The 17,062-nt window shown below is 69.3% G+C and carries 15 protein-coding genes; 3 read left to right on the top strand and 12 right to left on the bottom strand.

Annotated elements, in window-relative coordinates:
* The first annotated feature begins 5 nt into the window (after nucleotides 1-5).
* Nucleotides 6-1,289, top strand: a complete 1,284-nt coding sequence (locus ACFQ6X_RS25155) for an MFS transporter (RefSeq protein WP_383184617.1) — start codon at nucleotides 6-8, stop codon at nucleotides 1,287-1,289.
* Between the two features lie 76 nt (nucleotides 1,290-1,365).
* Here ACFQ6X_RS25155 and pssA read toward each other — a convergent pair whose 3' ends face one another.
* From pssA to ACFQ6X_RS25115, 8 genes are all read right to left on the bottom strand, one after another.
* Nucleotides 1,366-2,220: a CDP-diacylglycerol--serine O-phosphatidyltransferase gene (pssA, locus tag ACFQ6X_RS25150; protein WP_383184616.1), complete on the bottom strand. Its 855-nt coding sequence runs from the start codon at nucleotides 2,218-2,220 to the stop codon at nucleotides 1,366-1,368.
* Nucleotides 2,207-2,854: a phosphatidylserine decarboxylase gene (locus ACFQ6X_RS25145; RefSeq protein WP_383184615.1), complete on the bottom strand. Its 648-nt coding sequence runs from the start codon at nucleotides 2,852-2,854 to the stop codon at nucleotides 2,207-2,209. The genes pssA and ACFQ6X_RS25145 overlap by 14 nt, the downstream gene beginning before the upstream one ends.
* A 181-nt stretch (nucleotides 2,855-3,035) precedes the next feature.
* On the bottom strand, nucleotides 3,036-4,241 hold the full coding sequence (locus tag ACFQ6X_RS25140) for an acyl-CoA dehydrogenase family protein (protein ID WP_329205845.1): 1,206 nt from the start codon (nucleotides 4,239-4,241) through the stop codon (nucleotides 3,036-3,038).
* A gap of 2 nt (nucleotides 4,242-4,243) precedes the next feature.
* A complete protein-coding gene (locus tag ACFQ6X_RS25135; protein WP_329205844.1) occupies nucleotides 4,244-4,771 on the bottom strand; it encodes a MaoC family dehydratase in 528 nt (175 codons plus the stop codon).
* Nucleotides 4,772-4,773: 2 nt separating this feature from the next.
* Entirely contained in the window at nucleotides 4,774-5,739 is a 966-nt protein-coding gene (locus tag ACFQ6X_RS25130) for a CoA ester lyase (RefSeq protein WP_351171463.1), read from the bottom strand.
* Nucleotides 5,736-7,748: a protein meaA gene (locus ACFQ6X_RS25125; RefSeq protein ID WP_383184614.1), complete on the bottom strand. Its 2,013-nt coding sequence runs from the start codon at nucleotides 7,746-7,748 to the stop codon at nucleotides 5,736-5,738. The genes ACFQ6X_RS25130 and ACFQ6X_RS25125 overlap by 4 nt, the downstream gene beginning before the upstream one ends.
* 9 nt (nucleotides 7,749-7,757) lie before the next feature.
* Nucleotides 7,758-9,095 carry a crotonyl-CoA carboxylase/reductase gene (ccrA, locus tag ACFQ6X_RS25120; RefSeq protein WP_383184613.1) on the bottom strand — a complete coding sequence of 446 codons (1,338 nt, stop codon included), beginning with the start codon at nucleotides 9,093-9,095 and terminating at the stop codon, nucleotides 7,758-7,760.
* A gap of 365 nt (nucleotides 9,096-9,460) precedes the next feature.
* Complete coding sequence (locus ACFQ6X_RS25115; protein WP_383184612.1) at nucleotides 9,461-10,252, bottom strand: GNAT family N-acetyltransferase; 792 nt, start codon at nucleotides 10,250-10,252, stop codon at nucleotides 9,461-9,463.
* Between the two features lie 128 nt (nucleotides 10,253-10,380).
* On the opposite strand from ACFQ6X_RS25115, the gene ACFQ6X_RS25110 reads away from it, so the two are divergent.
* Nucleotides 10,381-11,130, top strand: coding sequence for a restriction endonuclease (locus ACFQ6X_RS25110; protein WP_383184611.1), 750 nt, complete (start codon nucleotides 10,381-10,383; stop codon nucleotides 11,128-11,130).
* Nucleotides 11,131-11,138: 8 nt separating this feature from the next.
* On the opposite strand, the gene ACFQ6X_RS25105 is transcribed toward ACFQ6X_RS25110, so the two are convergent.
* Both ACFQ6X_RS25105 and ACFQ6X_RS25100 read right to left on the bottom strand, forming a co-directional pair.
* Nucleotides 11,139-11,954: a TetR family transcriptional regulator gene (locus ACFQ6X_RS25105; RefSeq protein WP_329205835.1), complete on the bottom strand. Its 816-nt coding sequence runs from the start codon at nucleotides 11,952-11,954 to the stop codon at nucleotides 11,139-11,141.
* A gap of 91 nt (nucleotides 11,955-12,045) precedes the next feature.
* Nucleotides 12,046-13,827: a 3-hydroxyacyl-CoA dehydrogenase family protein gene (locus tag ACFQ6X_RS25100; protein WP_383184610.1), complete on the bottom strand. Its 1,782-nt coding sequence runs from the start codon at nucleotides 13,825-13,827 to the stop codon at nucleotides 12,046-12,048.
* A 354-nt stretch (nucleotides 13,828-14,181) separates the two neighbouring features.
* On the opposite strand from ACFQ6X_RS25100, the gene ACFQ6X_RS25095 reads away from it, so the two are divergent.
* The gene (locus ACFQ6X_RS25095) at nucleotides 14,182-14,754 is read left to right on the top strand and encodes an adenylosuccinate lyase (protein WP_383184609.1); all 573 of its coding nucleotides are present in this window, start codon (nucleotides 14,182-14,184) and stop codon (nucleotides 14,752-14,754) included.
* On the opposite strand, the gene ACFQ6X_RS25090 is transcribed toward ACFQ6X_RS25095, so the two are convergent.
* Both ACFQ6X_RS25090 and ACFQ6X_RS25085 read right to left on the bottom strand, forming a co-directional pair.
* Nucleotides 14,732-15,295, bottom strand: a complete 564-nt coding sequence (locus tag ACFQ6X_RS25090) for a GNAT family N-acetyltransferase (RefSeq protein WP_383184608.1) — start codon at nucleotides 15,293-15,295, stop codon at nucleotides 14,732-14,734. The genes ACFQ6X_RS25095 and ACFQ6X_RS25090 overlap by 23 nt on opposite strands.
* Before the next feature lie 88 nt (nucleotides 15,296-15,383).
* The gene (locus ACFQ6X_RS25085) at nucleotides 15,384-16,967 is read right to left on the bottom strand and encodes an alpha/beta hydrolase (protein ID WP_383184607.1); all 1,584 of its coding nucleotides are present in this window, start codon (nucleotides 16,965-16,967) and stop codon (nucleotides 15,384-15,386) included.
* Between the last annotated feature and the right edge of the window lie 95 nt (nucleotides 16,968-17,062).

Below are 17,062 nucleotides of genomic sequence, written 5' to 3'. Positions count from 1 at the left end.
TCACCGTGACCACGGACACCCTCGGCAGCACCAAGGACGCGCCCCCACCCGGCGAGCACACCGCCCCCGCGCAGACCCCCCGGCCCCGGCTCGTCGTCGGCATGGCGGCAGGCCAGCTCGGCCTGTTCCTGGCCCTTCTGACACCCATCCTGGTCAGCCTGCAGCTCAAGGTGCAGTCGATCGTCCCCGAGGACGACCAGGTGACCTCGCTCGGCATCGTCACCACGACGGGCGCGGTGGCCGCGATGCTGGCGAACCCGTTCTTCGGGCGCCTCAGCGACCGCACCACCAGCCGCTTCGGCCGCCGCAGGCCGTGGCTGGTCCTCGGAATGCTCGGCCTGCTCATCGGGCTGATGATCATCGCGACGGCGAGCAGCATCGCCGTCGTCACGGTCGGTTTCGTCATCGCCTCCGCGTCCGCCAACGGGGCGCTGGCCGCCTTTGTCGCGACCGTCGCCGACAACGTCCCGGAGCACAAGCGAGGCAAGATCAGCGGGCTGCTCGGCATCATGCAGAATCTGGCGCCCACCGCGGGTACCTGGATCGCCAGGTCCTTCACCGATCAGATGCTGCTGCTCTTCCTGGTCCCCAGCGTCATAGGCGTCCTCCTGGTGATCGGCTACGTCCTGGTCCTGCCGGACAAGCCGCTGGAGGAGAAGCCCGCGCGGGAGGGCTTCAAAGCCGTCCTGAACACCTACTGGGTCAACCCCAAGCAGCACCCGGACTTCGCCTGGGCCTGGCTCTCGCGCTTCCTGCTGACCCTTGCCAACTGGATGTTCACCACCTTCCGTCTCATCTACCTCCAGCACGAGATGCGGCTCACCGCCGCCGAGGCGACGGAGACCCTGGCCACCGGAGTCCTCATCTACGGACTGTGCGTGATGGGCTCCGCACAGGCCGCAGGATGGCTCTCGGACCGCTTCGGCCGCCGTAAGCCGTTCATCGCCGTCGCCGCGGTGCTCTTCGGCGCCGGCATGCTGATCCTCAGCCGCTCCGACACCATCGCCCTGTTCTACTGCGCGGAGATCGTCCTGGGCCTCGGCTTCGGCACGTACCTCGGTGTCGACCTGGCCCTGGTCATCGATGTGCTGCCGGACCCGGAGAACCCCTCCAAGGACCTCGGGATCTTCAACATCGCGATGTCCGCTCCGCAGATCTTCGCTCCCGCGCTCGGGGCGCTGCTCATCTCCGTGGGAGGCGGGCACAACTACTCGATACTGCTGGTCACGGCCTCACTGGTGTGCCTCGGCGGCGCGCTGGCGATCCTGCCGGTGCGCAAGGTGCGCTGAGCCCGACGGTCACCGCACGCACGAGGGCCCGGATGCTGGGGAGCATCCGGGCCCTCGTGACTGTCTGTGCCGTGCGTTACGGGAGCTGCGCCGCCCGTGCCTCGCGCCGGTTGTCGCGGAAGGTGTTCACCCGCCGCGCCGTGGCGAAGAGCGGGATCACCGCACCCAGCACGACCTGCAGCGCGCAGCCGGTCTGCAGGAGCAGCTGGCCGCCGGGGGCGTCGAACGCCCATGCGGCGAGCAGCCCCATCGCGGCCACGATCCAGCCGAGCATCGCCACCGCGAGGACACCCCGCGGTTTGGGGTACTCGACCCGGCTCACCATCAGCCACGCCACTCCGACGATCGCGAGCAGCGTCGGCACGAAGGGCAGCTCCAGGAGCACGATCGAGACGACCGTGAGCGCCCCGAAGGGGCTCGGCATGCCCTGGAACATGCCGTCCTTCAGCGTCACGCAGGAGAATCTCGCAAGCCGGAGCACCACCGCCAGCAGCACCACGATCGCCGCGAGCGCCGACACCCGCTGGTGCGCGTCGTCCGCGACCATCCCGTACACGAGCACGAAGTAGGCCGGGGCGAGCCCGAAGCTGATCAGGTCGGAGAGGTTGTCCAGCTCCGCGCCCATCGGCGAGGACCGCAGCTTGCGTGCCACGAGCCCGTCGAAGAGGTCGAACACCGCGGCCATGAGCATCAGGATCACCGCGGTGGCGGCGGAGTGACGGGCCATGCCCGACTCGTCGCTGCCGGTGAGGTGCGGGATGAGGATCCCCGTGGTGGTGAAGTACACCGCCATGAATCCGCACGTGGCGTTACCGAGAGTGAGGGTGTCCGCTATCGACAGCCGCATCGAGAGCGGCATGTCCTCGGAGTCGGCATCCTCCTCGGCCTCCGGTACCCAGCCGGCCTGTGTATCAGGATCAATCACGGTCAATTCGAGTCACCCCCGCGGTGGTGGCCTGTCCGACCTCGACCGCGACATCGATACCTTCCGGAAGGTAGATGTCGACGCGCGAGCCGAACCGGATCAGACCGATGCGTTCGCCCTGCTCCACCTTCGTACCCTGCGGGATGTAGGGGACGATGCGACGGGCGACCGCTCCCGCGATCTGCACCATCTCGATGTCGCCGAGCTCGGTGTCGAAGTGCCAGACAACGCGCTCGTTGTTCTCGCTCTCCTTGTTGAACGCCGGGACGAACCCACCCGGGATGTGCTCGACCGATGTCACGGTGCCGGCCAGGGGGGCCCGGTTGACGTGGACGTTCAGCGGGCTCATGAAGATCGCGACGCGGGTGCGCCCGTCCTTCCACGGCATGATGCTCTGCACCACACCGTCGGCCGGCGAGATGACGCGGCCCTGGGTGATCTCGCGCTCGGGGTCACGGAAGAACCACAGCATGCCCGCCGCGAGCGCGGTGGTGGGCACGGCCACAGCGGCCCAGCGCCCGGACCTGCGGGCCCGGGTGAGGCTGAGTGCCGCGGTGGCGACGGTCGGGAGGAGCCACGGCGATGCTCCGCGCGCAAGGCGGACCCCGCCGCGTGGTGCAGTGGTTTGGCTGTCGGGCATGGATGACCTTCGTAGCGGATGATGCCGCGCTGGCAACGGGGGGACGGCGGCTTTCCGGCGATGCTATCGGGTGCGAGCGGCAACTGGGCAAGCCAGCAGCCGAGTCGGACAGCTGAAAGGCTCCGGACGAGGGTGACTCGGTGTGATGTTCTTCGCCACCAAATCACCCTGAAGGGGACATTCAGCCCTGGAACCGGTACTCCTCGAGCAGCCGGCGACCGATGATCATTTTCTGGATCTCGGCGGTACCTTCACCGATCAGCAGCATCGGTGCCTCACGGTAGAGGCGCTCGATCTCGTACTCCTTGGAGAAGCCGTAGCCGCCGTGGATACGGAAGGCGTCCTCGACGACTTCCTTGCAGTACTCGGATGCGAGGTACTTCGCCATCCCTGCCTCCAGGTCGTTTCGCTCCCCGGAGTCCTTTTTGCGCGCTGCATTCACCATCATCGCATGAGCTGCTTCGACCTTGGTGGCCATTTCAGCCAGTTTGAACTGGATCGCCTGGTGCTGGGCGATCGGCTTTCCGAACGTATGGCGCTGCTGGGCGTACGAAACACCCAGTTCGAATGCACGCTGTGCGACACCGCAGCCACGTGCGGCGACATTGACCCGGCCGACTTCGACACCGTCCATCATTTGGTAAAAACCTCGGCCGGTGGTGCCGCCCAGCACGCGATTGGCCGGAATGCGCAGTCCGTCCATGATGAGCTCGGTCGTGTCGACGCCCTTGTAGCCCATCTTGTCGATCTTCCCCGGGATGGTGAGACCGGGGCGGACCTCACCGAAGCCCGCCTCCTTCTCCACAAGGAAGGTCGTCATCGACTTGTGCGGGGCGGTGCCCTCGGGGTGTCCTTCGTCACTCTTGCACAGGACGGCCACCAAAGTGGACGTTCCGCCGTTCGTCAGCCACATCTTCTGGCCGTTCAGAACGTACTCGTCGCCGTCCCTGACGCCCTTGGACGTGATCGCGGAGACATCGGAGCCCAGTGCCGGCTCGGACATGGAGAAGGCGCCCCGCACCTCGCCCAGTGCCATCCGCGGCAGGAAGGTGTCCTTCTGCTCCTGCGTGCCGTGCTGCTTGAGCATGTACGCCACGATGAAGTGCGTGTTGATGATGCCCGACACGCTCATCCAGCCGCGGGCGATCTCCTCGACACACAGCGCATAGGTGAGCAGGGACTCGCCCAGACCGCCGTACTCCTCGGGAATCATCAGCCCGAACAGGCCGAGTTCCTTGAGTCCTTCGACGATTTCCGTCGGGTACTCGTCGCGGTGCTCCAGCTGGGTCGCGACAGGAATGATCTCCTTGTCGACGAAATCCCGGACCGTGGAGAGGATTTCCTGCTGGATATCGGTCAGACCGGCGGTCTGCGCGAGTCGGCTCATGGCTACTTCTCCACGTTCTTCTGCGGCGGCTGGACCAGCTCCGGGCGGCCGGGCTGCTCGCCGCCCCGCTCCTTGATGTACGTCTCGGTGGGGACCATCACCTTGCGGCGGAACACGCAGACCAGCGTTCCGTCCTGCTTGTAGCCCTTCGTCTCGACGTAGACGATGCCGCGGTCGCTCTTGGACCTCGACGGCGTCTTGTCGAGCACGGTCGTCTCGCCGTAGATCGTGTCGCCGTGGAAGGTCGGCGCGACGTGCTTCAGCGACTCGACCTCCAGATTGGCGATCGCCTTGCCGGACACGTCCGGCACCGACATGCCAAGCAGCAGCGAGTAGATGTAGTTGCCGACGACGACGTTCTTTCCGAAATCCGTCGTCTTCTCGGCGTAGTTGCTGTCCATGTGCAGCGGGTGGTGATTCATGGTCAGCAGGCAGAAGAGGTGGTCGTCGTATTCCGTGACCGTCTTTCCGGGCCAGTGCTTGTAGACAGCACCGACCTCGAACTCCTCGTATGTGCGTCCGAACTGCATGATCAGGCCTCCGGGGCTTCGAACTTGGAGGTGCGCTGCATGCCGGCCGCGCGTCCCTTGCCCGCGATCACCAGCGCCATCTTGCGGCTGGCCTCGTCGATCATCTCGTCGCCGAGCATCGCCGAGCCCTTCTTGCCGCCCTCCTCCGAGGTGCACCAGTCGTACGCGTCGAGGATGAGCTCGGCGTGGTCGTAGTCCTCCTGCGAGGGCGAGAACACCTCGTTGGCCGCGTCGACCTGGCCGGGGTGCAGCACCCACTTGCCGTCGAAGCCCAGCGCCGCGGCACGGCCCGCGACCTCGCGGTACGCGTCCACGTCGCGGATCTGCAGGAACGGGCCGTCGATCGCCTGGAGGTCGTGCGTACGGGCCGCCATCAGGATGCGCATCAGGATGTAGTGGTACGCGTCCGCCGGGTAGCCGGGCGGCTGCTGGCCGACGACCAGGGTCTTCATGTTGATCGAGGCCATGAAGTCGGCCGGGCCGAAGATCAGCGTCTCCAGGCGGGGCGAGGCGGCGGCGATGTCGTCGATGTTCACCAGGCCCTTGGCGTTCTCGATCTGCGCCTCGATGCCGATCTTCCCGACCTCGAAGCCCATCGTCTTCTCGATCTGGGTCAGCAGCAGGTCCAGCGCGACGACCTGCTGGGCGTCCTGGACCTTCGGCAGCATGATGCAGTCGAGGTTCGGGCCCGCGCCCTCGACGACCGTGATGACATCGCGGTACGTCCAGTGCGTCGTCCAGTCGTTGACGCGCACGACCCGGGTCTTGCCCGTCCAGTCGCCGTTGTTGAGCGCGTCGACGATGTGGTGACGGGCGCCTTCCTTGGCGAGCGGAGCGCAGGCGTCCTCCAGGTCCAGGAAGACCTGGTCGGCGGGAAGGCCCTGGGCCTTCTCCAGGAACCGCGGGTTCGAGCCCGGCACGGCCAGACAGGAGCGGCGCGGACGCAGACGGTTCACGGGCGTGGTCATGCGGGGACCTCCAGAGGGTCGAGCTTGTTGGCTTTCCGGATCTCGTCGACGATACGGCCGATGATCTCCGTGATACCGAAGTCCTTCGGGGTGAAGACGGCGGCGACGCCGGCCCCGATCAGTGCGGCGGCGTCCGCGGGCGGAATGATGCCGCCCGCGATCACCGGGATGTCGGTCGCGCCCGCCTCGCGCAGCCGGGTCAGTACGTCCGGCACCAGTTCGGCGTGCGAGCCGGACAGGATCGACAGGCCGACGCAGTGCACGTCCTCCGCGACGGCGGCCGAGACGATCTGCTCCGGCGTGAGCCGGATTCCCTGGTAGACCACCTCGAAGCCCGCGTCACGGGCCCGTACGGCGATCTGCTCGGCGCCGTTGGAGTGTCCGTCCAGGCCCGGCTTGCCCACCAGCAGGCGCAGCCGGCCCACGCCCAGGTCGTCGGCGGTGCGCGCGACCTTCTCACGGACCAGGGCGAGCGGGGTGCCGGCCTCGGCCGTCACGGCGACCGGCGCCGACGAGACGCCCGTCGGGGCCCGGAACTCGCCGAAGACGTCCCGCAGCGCCCAGGACCACTCGCCGGTGGTGACACCCGCGCGGGCGCACTCCACGGTCGCTTCCATCATGTTCTCGGTGCCGGCCGCGGCCTTCTTGAGCGCGGCGAGCGCCTCGGAGGCCCGTGCCTCGTCACGGTTGTCGCGCCACTCGTGCAGGGCCGCGACCACCCGGGCCTCGTTGGCGGGGTCCACCGTCATGATCGCCGCGTCCAGGTCGGCGGTCAGCGGGTTCGGCTCCGTCGTCTCGTAGATGTTGACGCCGACGATCTTCTCGTCGCCGCCCTCGATCCGTGCGCGCCGCGCGGCGTGCGAGGAGACGAGCTCCGACTTGAGGTAGCCGGACTCGACGGCGGCCATCGCGCCGCCCATCTGCTGGATCCGGTCGATCTCGGCGAGCGACTCGGTGACCAGCTCCTCCACCTTGGCCTCGATGACGTGCGACCCGGCGAAGATGTCCTCGTACTCCAGCAGGTCGCTCTCATGGGCGAGCACCTGCTGGATGCGGAGCGACCACTGCTGGTCCCAGGGACGCGGCAGCCCCAGTGCCTCGTTCCAGGCGGGCAGCTGCACGGCGCGGGCGCGGGCGTCCTTGGAGAGCGTGACAGCCAGCATCTCCAGGACGATGCGCTGCACGTTGTTCTCCGGCTGCGCCTCGGTCAGCCCGAGGGAGTTGACCTGCACGCCGTAGCGGAAGCGCCGCTGCTTGGCGTTCACGATGCCGTACCGCTCGCGGGTGACCCGGTCCCAGATGCGGCCGAAGGCGCGCATCTTGCACATCTCCTCGATGAAGCGGACGCCCGCGTTCACGAAGAAGGAGATACGGGCGACGACTTCGCCGAACTTCTCCTCGGGCACCTGTCCGGAGTCGCGCACCGCGTCGAGGACCGCGATGGCCGTCGACATGGCGTACGCGATCTCCTGGACCGGAGTGGCTCCCGCCTCCTGCAGGTGGTAGCTGCAGATGTTGATCGGGTTCCACTTCGGGATGCGGTTGACCGTGTACGTGATCATGTCGGTGGTCAGCCGCAGCGAGGGGACCGGCGGGAAGACGTGCGTCCCGCGCGAGAGGTACTCCTTGACGATGTCGTTCTGCGTCGTGCCCTGGAGCTTGTCGGGGTCGGCGCCCTGCTCCTCCGCGACCACCTGGTAGAGCGCCAGCAGCCACATCGCGGTGGCGTTGATCGTCATCGAGGTGTTCATCTGTTCCAGGGGGATGTCCTGGAACAGACGCCGCATGTCACCGAGGTGCGAGACGGGCACGCCCACCCGGCCCACCTCGCCGCGGGCGAGGATGTGGTCGGGGTCGTACCCGGTCTGCGTCGGCAGATCGAAGGCGACCGACAGACCCGTCTGGCCCTTGGCGAGGTTGCGCCGGTAGAGCTCGTTGGACGCCTCGGCGGTCGAGTGACCGGCGTACGTCCGCATGAGCCACGGGCGGTCCTTCTGACGTTCGGTCATCGATGAACCTCAGACGTTGCGGAAGCGGTTGATGGCGTCGATGTGCTGTGCGCGGAGCTCCTCGTTGCGCACGCCCAGGCCCTCGCGGGGCGCCAGCGCGAGGACGCCGACCTTCCCCTGGTGGAGGTTGCGGTGCACGTCGTACGCGGCCTGACCGGTGTCCTCGAGGGAGTAGACCTTGGAGAGCGTCGGGTGGATCTTGCCCTTGGCCACCAGCCGGTTGGCCTCCCAGGCCTCGCGGTAGTTGGCGAAGTGCGAGCCCACGATCCTCTTGAGGGACATCCACAGGTAGCGGTTGTCGTACTCGTGGTTGTAGCCCGAGGTCGAGGCACAGGTGACGATCGTGCCGCCCTTGCGGGTCACGTACACGCTCGCGCCGAAGGTCTCGCGGCCCGGGTGCTCGAAGACGATGTCCACGTCCTCGCCGCCGGTCAGCTCACGGATGCGCTTGCCGAAGCGCTTCCACTCGCGCGGGTCCTGGTTGTGCTCGTCCTTCCAGAACTTGTAGCCCTCGGCGTTGCGGTCGATGATCGCGGTCGCGCCCATCTTCCGGCAGATCTCCGCCTTCTGGTCGCTGGAGACGACGCAGATCGGGTTGGCGCCGCCGGCCAGCGCGAACTGCGTGGCGTACGAGCCGAGTCCACCGCTCGCGCCCCAGATCAGCACGTTGTCGCCCTGCTTCATGCCGGCGCCGTTGCGCGAGACGAGCTGGCGGTACGCCGTCGAGTTGACGAGACCGGGGGACGCCGCCTCCTCCCAGCTGAGGTGGTCCGGCTTGGGCATCAGCTGGTTGGACTTCACGAGCGCGATCTCGGCGAGTCCGCCGAAGTTCGTCTCGAAGCCCCAGATGCGCTGCTCGGGGTCGAGCATCGTGTCGTTGTGGCCGTCGGAGGACTCCAGCTCGACGGACAGGCAGTGCGCGACGACCTCGTCGCCGGGCTTCCAGGCGTTGACGCCGGGACCGGTGCGCAGCACGACGCCCGCGAGGTCGGAGCCGATGACGTGGTACGGGAGGTCGTGGCGCTTGCTGAGGTCGCTGAGCTTGCCGTACCTCTCCAGGAAGCCGAAGGTCGAGACCGGCTCGAAGATCGAGGTCCAGACGGAGTTGTAGTTCACGGAGCTGGCCATGACCGCGACGAGGGCCTCGCCCGGGCCGAGCTCGGGCACCGGCACGTCCTCGACGTGGAGGGACTTGCGCGGGTCCTTGTCGCGGCTGGCGACCCCGGCGAACATCTCCGCCTCGTCCTTGTGCACGGTCACCGCGCGGTACGACTCGGGGATGGACAGGGCCGCGAAGTCCGCGGCAGTGCTGTCCTGCGATTGGATCGCGTCCAGGATTTCCTTCACGGTGATGCCTCCGGCAGATCGGGTCTCCAACGCCGAGGGAACGCTGGAGGGACCCCTGTGGACAGGGGGGCGGTGCGGTGTGGAGGTGTGCCGTCGGTTCGGCGGGGTGGTGCTTCGGCCTGCTCGGTGGAGCAGAAGGGTTGCCTGTGACGCAGGCGTCCGGGCGCGCAGACACGGTGGATTGCGGGGACAGCCGACGTACGAGAGGTCTCTGCACGCCGGCCGCCCGGACACCTTCAACGTATGGCACTCCGTGACAGGTGGCAAGGCACCGAGTGCCAACAATTTCTCTCACTTGTCATCTGTACGGCACGCATGAGCAATATGATGGGCGCTATGTCTGATTGCTCCCGTAGGTGGAGCGGTTACGGCGTGGTGCGGTAGACGTACGGGGTCGTCGTGCTCAGGGCCGTGAAGCCGAGCCGGCGCAGGATCGGGGCCGAATCGTCGGTCGCGTCGACCTGCAGGTAGCGGTAGCCGCGCTCGGCGGCGATACGGGCCCGGTGGGCGATCAGCGCCCGGTAGATGCCCCTGCCCCGCCAGGGCGCCGCCGTCCCGCCGCCCCAGAGTCCGGCGAAGCCGGTTCCCGGATACAGCTCCATCCGGGCCGAGCTCACCGGCTCGCCGCCCGCCACGGCCAGGACGGCCACGAAGGTGTCGGGGGCCTCGGAGAGCCTGGTCAGGCTCTGGTGGCGCAGTCGGGAGCCGTCGGTGCCGAAGGCCAGTTCGTGGGCCCGGACCATCAGCTCCACCCCGGCCGCGTCGGTCACGGTCCGCAGCTCGACGCCTGCGGGGAGCTCCACGGACAGGGACAGCTCCGCCACCTCGGCGACCAGCAGCGTCTCCGTCGGCTCGGCCTCGAAACCGGCCGCGGCCAGCCGCCCGCCCAGATCGGCGGGGCTGTCGTGTGCGTACAGCTTCCATTCGAACACGTCGTGCCCGAGTGAGGTGTAGTGCTCCACCTGCGCCGCGATCGCCGCGTCCGCCTGTGCGGGACCGAGATCCGGAGCGGTCCAGACGACACCGTTCCAGTCGTCGGCGCCGCCGGTCTGCCGTACGAGGTCTCCCGTGCGTTCGACCCGTACACCGGGGCCGTCGGGGCGGGCGTGTTCACGCATCTCGTGGTCGAAGAGGGCCAGTGTGCTCCGGGGTTCCATCCGCGCATCCGACCATGCGCTGCGCCGCCGGGCCATCGGGTTTCCCCGGACGGGTGCGTCAACGGGGCGGGCGGGGGCAGACGGAAGTGATCTTGATCCGGACACGATGAACAGGGGTGGGGCACCCGATGCCGATACAGGTGGGCGGACACGTCCGAAGAGACCGCAGGTCCGAATTCAGCGTCCGCCGGACGGCGTTCGGCTTCGCTCTCGTCGCCGTACTGGTCTGCGGTGCCGGGCTGACCCTCCGCACGGCCCTGGACAGCGCCGAACGGCATCCGGTGGTCGCGGGCTTCTCGGTGGTCGCGGTGGTCTCCGGGGCGGTGGCGCTCCTGCGTCGCCGCCGCAACCGCAGGGTGGCCGCCAGGGCGGCGTCGGCGGCTCTGGACGCCGCGTACGAGGTGGTGGACACCGCGCTGGAGGACCGGCCCGTAGCCGGCCCCGAGCCTGTACAACGCCCCGAGCAGGTCGACTGGGAGGGCATGGACCCGTACGACTTCGAGGAGGCTGTCGCCGCCCTCTGCCGCCGGGACGGCTGCGCGGACGCCGAAGTCGTCGGCGGTGCCGGAGATCTGGGGGCCGATGTCGTGGGTACCACGCCCGACGGTCGCCGCCTGGTCGTCCAGTGCAAGAGGTACACGTCGGAGAACAAGGTCGGCTCGCAGGATCTCCAGCGTTTCGGCGGTACGTGCTACGCCGTCCACGAGGCCGGGACGGCCGTCGTCGTCACCACCGGCGCCTTCACCGAACCGGCTCTCGAGTACGCGGAGCAGTGCGGCATCGTCTGCGTCGACCTGGCCGGACTCGACGCATGGAGCGAGCACGGCGCCCCCCTGCCCTGGCATGCCGGGGAGCCCGCGCAGCCCGCCGAGAGCTGAACGCCCGCTCAGCGGTCCTTGAGGGCCTGCTGGATGGTGCGCATCACCTCGTCGAGCGGTGCATCGGTCCGCGCCACCGCGACCAGCACCTCGCCCTCCGTCGCCACGGAGGCGACCGGGGCCTTCGCGGGCTCGCTCCCCGCGGTCCGTCCGGCGCCGATCCCCGTCCCGAAGGTGTCCCGCACGATGGCGAAGGCGTGGTCGAGCTGGGCCTCCACATCGCCCTGGCCGCCCGCCCGCAGCCAGCGCCGCAGCACATGGTTGTGCGCGGTCACCACGGCGGACGCGGCCACCTCGGCCAGCAACGGGTCGTCATTGCCCACATGATGGTCGCGCTCGTCGAAATGGCCCAGCAGATAACGGGTGAACAGCCGCTCGTAGCGGGCCACCGAGGCGATCTCCGCCTCCCGGAGCGTGGGGACCTCACGGGTCAGCTTGTAGCGCGCCACCGAGACCGCCGGCTTCGCCGCGTACATCCGCATGACTTCCTTGATGCCGCGGCACACGGTGTCCAGCGGATGCTCATGCGCCGGGGCGGCATTGAGGACGGCCTCGGCCCTGACGAGGGTGTCGTCGTGGTCCGGGAAGATGGCCTCTTCCTTGGAGCGGAAGTGGCGGAAGAACGTACGCCGGGCGACCCCGGCAGCGCCCGCGATCTCGTCGACCGTCGTCGCCTCGTACCCCTTCGTGGCGAAGAGCTCCATTGCCGCGGCGGCCAGTTCGCGGCGCATTTTGAGCCGTTGGGCAGCGGCACGGGTACCTGCGGCACTCTCCGTGGCGTCGGGCGCGGCGGCGGAACGGGTGGACCTGGCAGGCTGCGACATGGTGTGAACGTAACTCATCCGTGCAGGAGAGTGCGCCTGTGGGGGCGGGTCGCCCGAGGGCCCGAGCAGCCCGCCCCACCCGGCTCCCGCCTCAGCGGCGGGCATATTCGCGGAAGCCGCGCCCCGTCTTGCGGCCGAGGCAGCCCGCGGCCACCAGATGCTCGAGCAGCGGCGCCGGGGCCAGGCCCGGATCGCGGAACTCGCTGTGCAGAACCTTCTCGATGGCGAGCGAGACATCGAGCCCGACGACGTCCAGGAGCTCGAACGGACCCATCGGGTAGCCGCCGCCCAGCTTCATCGCCGCGTCGATGTCGTCGAGCGTCGCGTAGTGCTCCTCGACCATCTTGATCGCGTTGTTGAGGTACGGGAAGAGCAGCGCGTTCACGATGAAGCCCGCACGGTCCCCGCAGTCGACGGGGTGCTTGCGCACCTTCACGCAGACCTCGCGCACCGTGGCGTGCACGTCGTCGGCGGTCAGCACGGTGCGGACCACCTCGACGAGCTTCATCGCGGGCGCCGGGTTGAAGAAGTGCATCCCGACGACGTCCTGGGGACGCGAGGTGACCTTCGCGATCGCCACGACCGGCAGCGAGGAGGTCGTGGTGGCCAGCACCGCACCCGGCCTGCAGACCTTGTCGAGCGTCGCGAACAGCTGCTGCTTGATGTCCAGGTCCTCGGCGACCGCCTCGACGGCGAGGTCGACCTCGGCGAACGCGTCCAGGGACCCGGCCGGTGTGACCCGTGCGAGTGTCTCCTCGCGCGCCTCGGCCGTCAGCCGCCCCTTGGAGACGGAGCGGTCCAGCGACTTGGCGATCCGGGCCTTGGCCGTGTCCGCCTTCTCCTGGCTGCGCGCGGCGAGCACCACGGTGTACCCGGCCTTCGCGAAGACCTCGGCGATGCCGGAAGCCATCGTCCCGGAGCCGGCGACACCGACCGAGGACACCTCGCGCCCGGCCACCGAACCCGCGTCGGCCAGGGGGGTCCGGGCGTCCGGCACCACGGTCTGGCCGCCGGGGGCGTCGTACGTGTAGAAGCCGCGGCCCGCCTTGCGGCCGGTCAGACCCGCCTCGCTGAGCTGCCCGAGCACCGGGGCGGGTGCGTGCAGCCGGTCGTGGGACGCCGAGTACATGGCCTCCAGGACCGTACGGGCCGTGTCGATGCCGATCAGGTCGAGCAGGGCGAGGGGGCCCATCGGCAGCCCGCAGCCCAGCTTCATCGCCGCGTCGATGTCCTCACGGGAGGCGTAGTTCGCCTCGTACATGGAGGCGGCCTGGTTCAGGTAGCCGAACAGCAGCCCGTCCGCGACGAATCCGGGGCGGTCGCCGACCGCGACCGGCTCCTTGCCCAGCTCACGTGCCAGCCGGGTGACGGTCTCCACGGCCGTCGGCGCGGTCAGCACGGAGGAGACCACCTCGACGAGCTTCATCGCGGGAGCCGGGTTGAAGAAGTGCAGGCCGAGGACGCGCTCGGGGTGCTGCGACTCGGCGGCCAGCCGCGTCACCGACAGGGCGTTCGTGCCGGTCGCGAGGATCGCGGTGGGGGAGACGACGGCGTCGAGCTCCCGGAAGACCTGCTGCTTGATCTCGTAGGACTCGGGCACGACCTCGATGACCAGCTCCGCGTCCGCGGCGGCCTGGAGATCGGAGAACGTGCGGAAGCGGGCGAGGATGTCGCGCCGCTCCTGCTCAGTGATCCGCTCGCGCTGCACGGCGCGTGCGGTGGAGGCCTCCAGGGACGCGACGGCCTGACGGGCGACGGCTTCGCTGATGTCGATGCCGATGACCTCGCGGCCCGCACGGGCCAGGACCTCGGCGATGCCGGTTCCCATGGTGCCGAGGCCGACGACGGCAATGGTGCTGAGCGGGGTGTCCATCACGGGACTCCAGGGTGAGTGACGACTGAGAGGAGCACGGGCGGCGCGTGCGGTCGAAGAGAACCGGCGCTCGGCGTGCGGGAGTTGTGTCGTGGTGCTCAGGGCCCGGGGCGTGCTGGGCACGCACAGGACCGGGGAAAGGGTGACGGACTCTGTCCCGAGTCGCGTCTCTCAAAGCTGCCGAACCGACAAGCACTCCGGGTGGCTGCGTCACCAGGCCACCCGAGTCGGCGGGTGTGTGTCCCGCTCACATGAGGTTAACCGGCAAGTAATGAGCGCGCCAGCCCTGGACGGATGTGCGCTGGCACACAGTTGGGACCGACACGGTGCGTGTGCGCCGATAAGCTGACTGTCATGGATGAGGAGTTGCGCTCGCTGACAGCCAGACTGCGGGACGAGGCCGAGGAACCGGCGGTCTACCAGCGACTCCTGGCCACGGACGACGACGAGGAGCTGGCACGCGTCCTCATCGAACCGGGGCGCCCGCTGTGGGCGCGCGAGATCGCGGCGTTCCGGCTCGGCTGCCGGGGCGACCGACGTGCCTTCGAGGCGCTGGTCCTCCTCCTCAACCACCGCGACCCCGAGCGCTGTGTGTCGGCCGCCCATGCCCTGCTGCTCCTCGACGACCCCCGAACACCCAGAGCCGCCGCGGCACTTGCCACGAACACACTGCGCACCGCCTACGCGGTGCACCCGGTGCGCCTGCTGACCGCCCTGCGCGCGCCGGAATCGGTGCCCGTGCTGGTCAGCACCCTGCGGCGACTGCTGACGCCGGAGGAACCGCACTGGCGCGTCGCACTCGCCTGCGTGGAGGGACTCGGGAGCCTGGGGGACCGCGAGGCCAGGCCGGTCCTTGAGGCCGCGCTGCCGCACCCCCGCCTCGGCCGGGCCGCGGCGGAGGCGCTCAGTCGGCTGCCGGCCCCCTGAGGGTCCGCACGTACCGGACCTCGGGCACCACGGCGCCGCCCACCTCGAAGGGCTCCTCGGCGCCGTCCGGCAGGAATCCCGCCCGCTCGTAGAAGCGCCGGGCGCGCCAGTTCTCCTTCAGCACCCACAGGGACATCTCGTGGAAACCCGCCGCCACGGCACGTGCGGTCAGCTCGGCCAGGAGTGCGCGGCCCGCCCCCGCGCCGGTCCGTTCCGGGTGCACGTAGATCGCGTACAGCTCGCAGCGCCCGGCACTGCCGGTGCCGTCGCGGTCGGGACCGTAACAGGCCCAGCCGGTGACGGCGGGGTCCGGTGCCGTCCTGGAGACGACGTCGACGGCCGGGCCCCCGGTGAGGAAGCCGCGCCGGCGCTCGGCATCCGACGCGATGTCCATCGCGTCCAGATACGGCTGCGGGATCATTCCGGCGTACGCGGTCTGCCAGCCGCGCACCCGGATCTCCGCCACGGCGGCGCAGTCGTCGAGAGTCATGTCCTCCACCCGCACGCCGGGGGCGTACGCGGGAGTGGGCCGTGTCGTCATACGGTCCATCCTGGCGTACGCCCCCGGCGGTGCGGCTGCGCGGTGAGGTTGCCCGGCGGGGCTGCCGGGCTGGGTTGCCGGGCGGGCTTCAGCCGCGGAAGCCGAGCAGCCCGTGCAGCGTGCTGCCCTTCGTGCTCGTCCCCGCCTTCGTGGCCTTCGGCGGCTTCGGCTCGGGCAGTGCCTCGCAGACCGCGTCCGCCCCGTTGCCGTCGGCGCGCGGGAGGGTGCCGTCGGTGAGGTAGTCCACCAGGTACGCGTCCAGACAGGCGCTGCCGCTCAGGGTGATGCCGTGGTTGCCGCCGCCCTCCTCGACGACCAGGCTGGAGCCCTTGAGCCTGCGGTGCATGGTGACACCGCCCTCGTACGGCGTGGCGGCGTCGTCGGTGGCCTGGAAGAGCAGCGCGGGCGGGATGCTCCGGTTGGTGACCCGCACCGGCTCCAGCGGTTCCACCGGCCAGGTGGCACACGGGGCGTTGTACCAGGTGTTGTTCCACGACATCAGGGGGGCCTTGCGGTGGGCCTGCCAGGTGTCGTTGCGCCAGGTGCTCCAGGTCCGGGGCCAGGCGGCGTCGCGGCACTGCACGGCCGCGTAGACGGAGTAGCCGTTGTCGCCGCTCGCGTCCATGGCCGCGAAGTTCTCGTACGCGGAGACCAGCGCCTCCTGGTCCTCGTCCTTCACGTACGCCGCGAACGCCTGGGCCAGGGAGGGCCAGTAGCCGTCGTAGTACCCGCCGGGCAGGAAGGTGTCCTCCAGCTCGCTGGGGCCGACCCTGCCGCCCGCGGGGTGTTCCTTCACCGCGGCGCGCATGTCGTACCAGGCGGCTTCGACGCCCGCCGGGTCGGTGCCGAGCCCGTAGGTGGCGTCGTTCTTCGCGACCCAGGCCGCGAACGCCTTGTGGCGGGAGTCGAACGCGTGGTCCTGGGCGAGGTTGTCCTCGTACCAGACGCCGTCCGGGTCGACGATCGAGTCGAGGACCAGGCGGCGCACGCGCTCCGGGAACAGCTTCGCGTACACCGCGCCGAGGTAGGTGCCGTAGGAGTAGCCGAAGTAGTTGATCTGCTGCGCGCCGAGGGCCCCGCGGATCACGTCGAGGTCCTTCGCGGCGCTGACCGTGTCCATGAAGGGCAGCAGGTCGCCGTGCTTCTCGCCGCAGGCCGCGGCGAAGGACGCGGCCCGGTCTCTGTTGGCCTTCTCGGCCTCGTAGGAGTCCGGCACGGCGTCGGGGCGCACCGGGTCGAAGTACTTCGGCACACAGTTCAGCGCGGGGGTGCTCTTCCCGACCCCGCGCGGGTCGAACCCGATCACGTCGTACTGGGCGGCGAGCTTCTTGGGGAGCGAGCCCGCCACGAAGCCCGCCATCGAGAGCCCGCTGCCGCCGGGGCCGCCCGGGTTGACCAGCAGCGGACCCTGCGAGGTCTTCGCCGTGTGCGGGATCCGGGAGAGCGCGAGGGTGACCCTTCTGCCCGACGGACGGTCATGGTCCAGCGGGGTGCGGACCGTTGAGCACTGCAGGGTCGGATACGACGCCGTCCCGCACGCGGTCCACTTGAGCGGTGCGACGGCGCGCGGTGCCGCCGTGGCCGCTTTGGCGGTCGCGGTGGACGGCGCGGCGGTCACCAGACCCGCGACCGTGGCGCCGACTGCGACCAGAATTCCTGCACGTTTCGTCATATGGCCTCCCGAGGTGGAGGGAACGCGCCTGTGAGCGGCACAGCCCCCGCCGGATGCTCCCCGAATTCGGGCACGGCAGGACAGATTCCATCGAG

This window comes from Streptomyces sp. NPDC056452 (genome assembly GCF_042796085.1).
GTDB lineage: Bacteria > Actinomycetota > Actinomycetes > Streptomycetales > Streptomycetaceae > Streptomyces.
This window is presented reverse-complemented; position numbering and strand designations above follow the sequence as displayed.

Excerpts from the sequence above, each read along its gene's own strand:
- ACFQ6X_RS25130 (WP_351171463.1), bottom strand. The coding sequence starts at position 5,739 with ATGACCACGCCCGTGAACCGTCTGCGTCCGCGCCGCTCCTGTCTGGCC.
- ACFQ6X_RS25135 (WP_329205844.1), bottom strand. The coding sequence starts at position 4,771 with ATGCAGTTCGGACGCACATACGAGGAGTTCGAGGTCGGTGCTGTCTAC.
- ACFQ6X_RS25095 (WP_383184609.1), top strand. The coding sequence starts at position 14,182 with ATGGATGAGGAGTTGCGCTCGCTGACAGCCAGACTGCGGGACGAGGCC.
- ACFQ6X_RS25085 (WP_383184607.1), bottom strand. The coding sequence starts at position 16,967 with ATGACGAAACGTGCAGGAATTCTGGTCGCAGTCGGCGCCACGGTCGCG.
- ACFQ6X_RS25090 (WP_383184608.1), bottom strand. The coding sequence starts at position 15,295 with ATGACGACACGGCCCACTCCCGCGTACGCCCCCGGCGTGCGGGTGGAG.
- ACFQ6X_RS25115 (WP_383184612.1), bottom strand. The coding sequence starts at position 10,252 with ATGGAACCCCGGAGCACACTGGCCCTCTTCGACCACGAGATGCGTGAA.
- ACFQ6X_RS25110 (WP_383184611.1), top strand. The coding sequence starts at position 10,381 with ATGCCGATACAGGTGGGCGGACACGTCCGAAGAGACCGCAGGTCCGAA.
- ACFQ6X_RS25105 (WP_329205835.1), bottom strand. The coding sequence starts at position 11,954 with ATGTCGCAGCCTGCCAGGTCCACCCGTTCCGCCGCCGCGCCCGACGCC.
- ACFQ6X_RS25140 (WP_329205845.1), bottom strand. The coding sequence starts at position 4,241 with ATGAGCCGACTCGCGCAGACCGCCGGTCTGACCGATATCCAGCAGGAA.
- ACFQ6X_RS25100 (WP_383184610.1), bottom strand. The coding sequence starts at position 13,827 with ATGGACACCCCGCTCAGCACCATTGCCGTCGTCGGCCTCGGCACCATG.
- ACFQ6X_RS25145 (WP_383184615.1), bottom strand. The coding sequence starts at position 2,854 with ATGCCCGACAGCCAAACCACTGCACCACGCGGCGGGGTCCGCCTTGCG.
- ACFQ6X_RS25125 (WP_383184614.1), bottom strand. The coding sequence starts at position 7,748 with ATGACCGAACGTCAGAAGGACCGCCCGTGGCTCATGCGGACGTACGCC.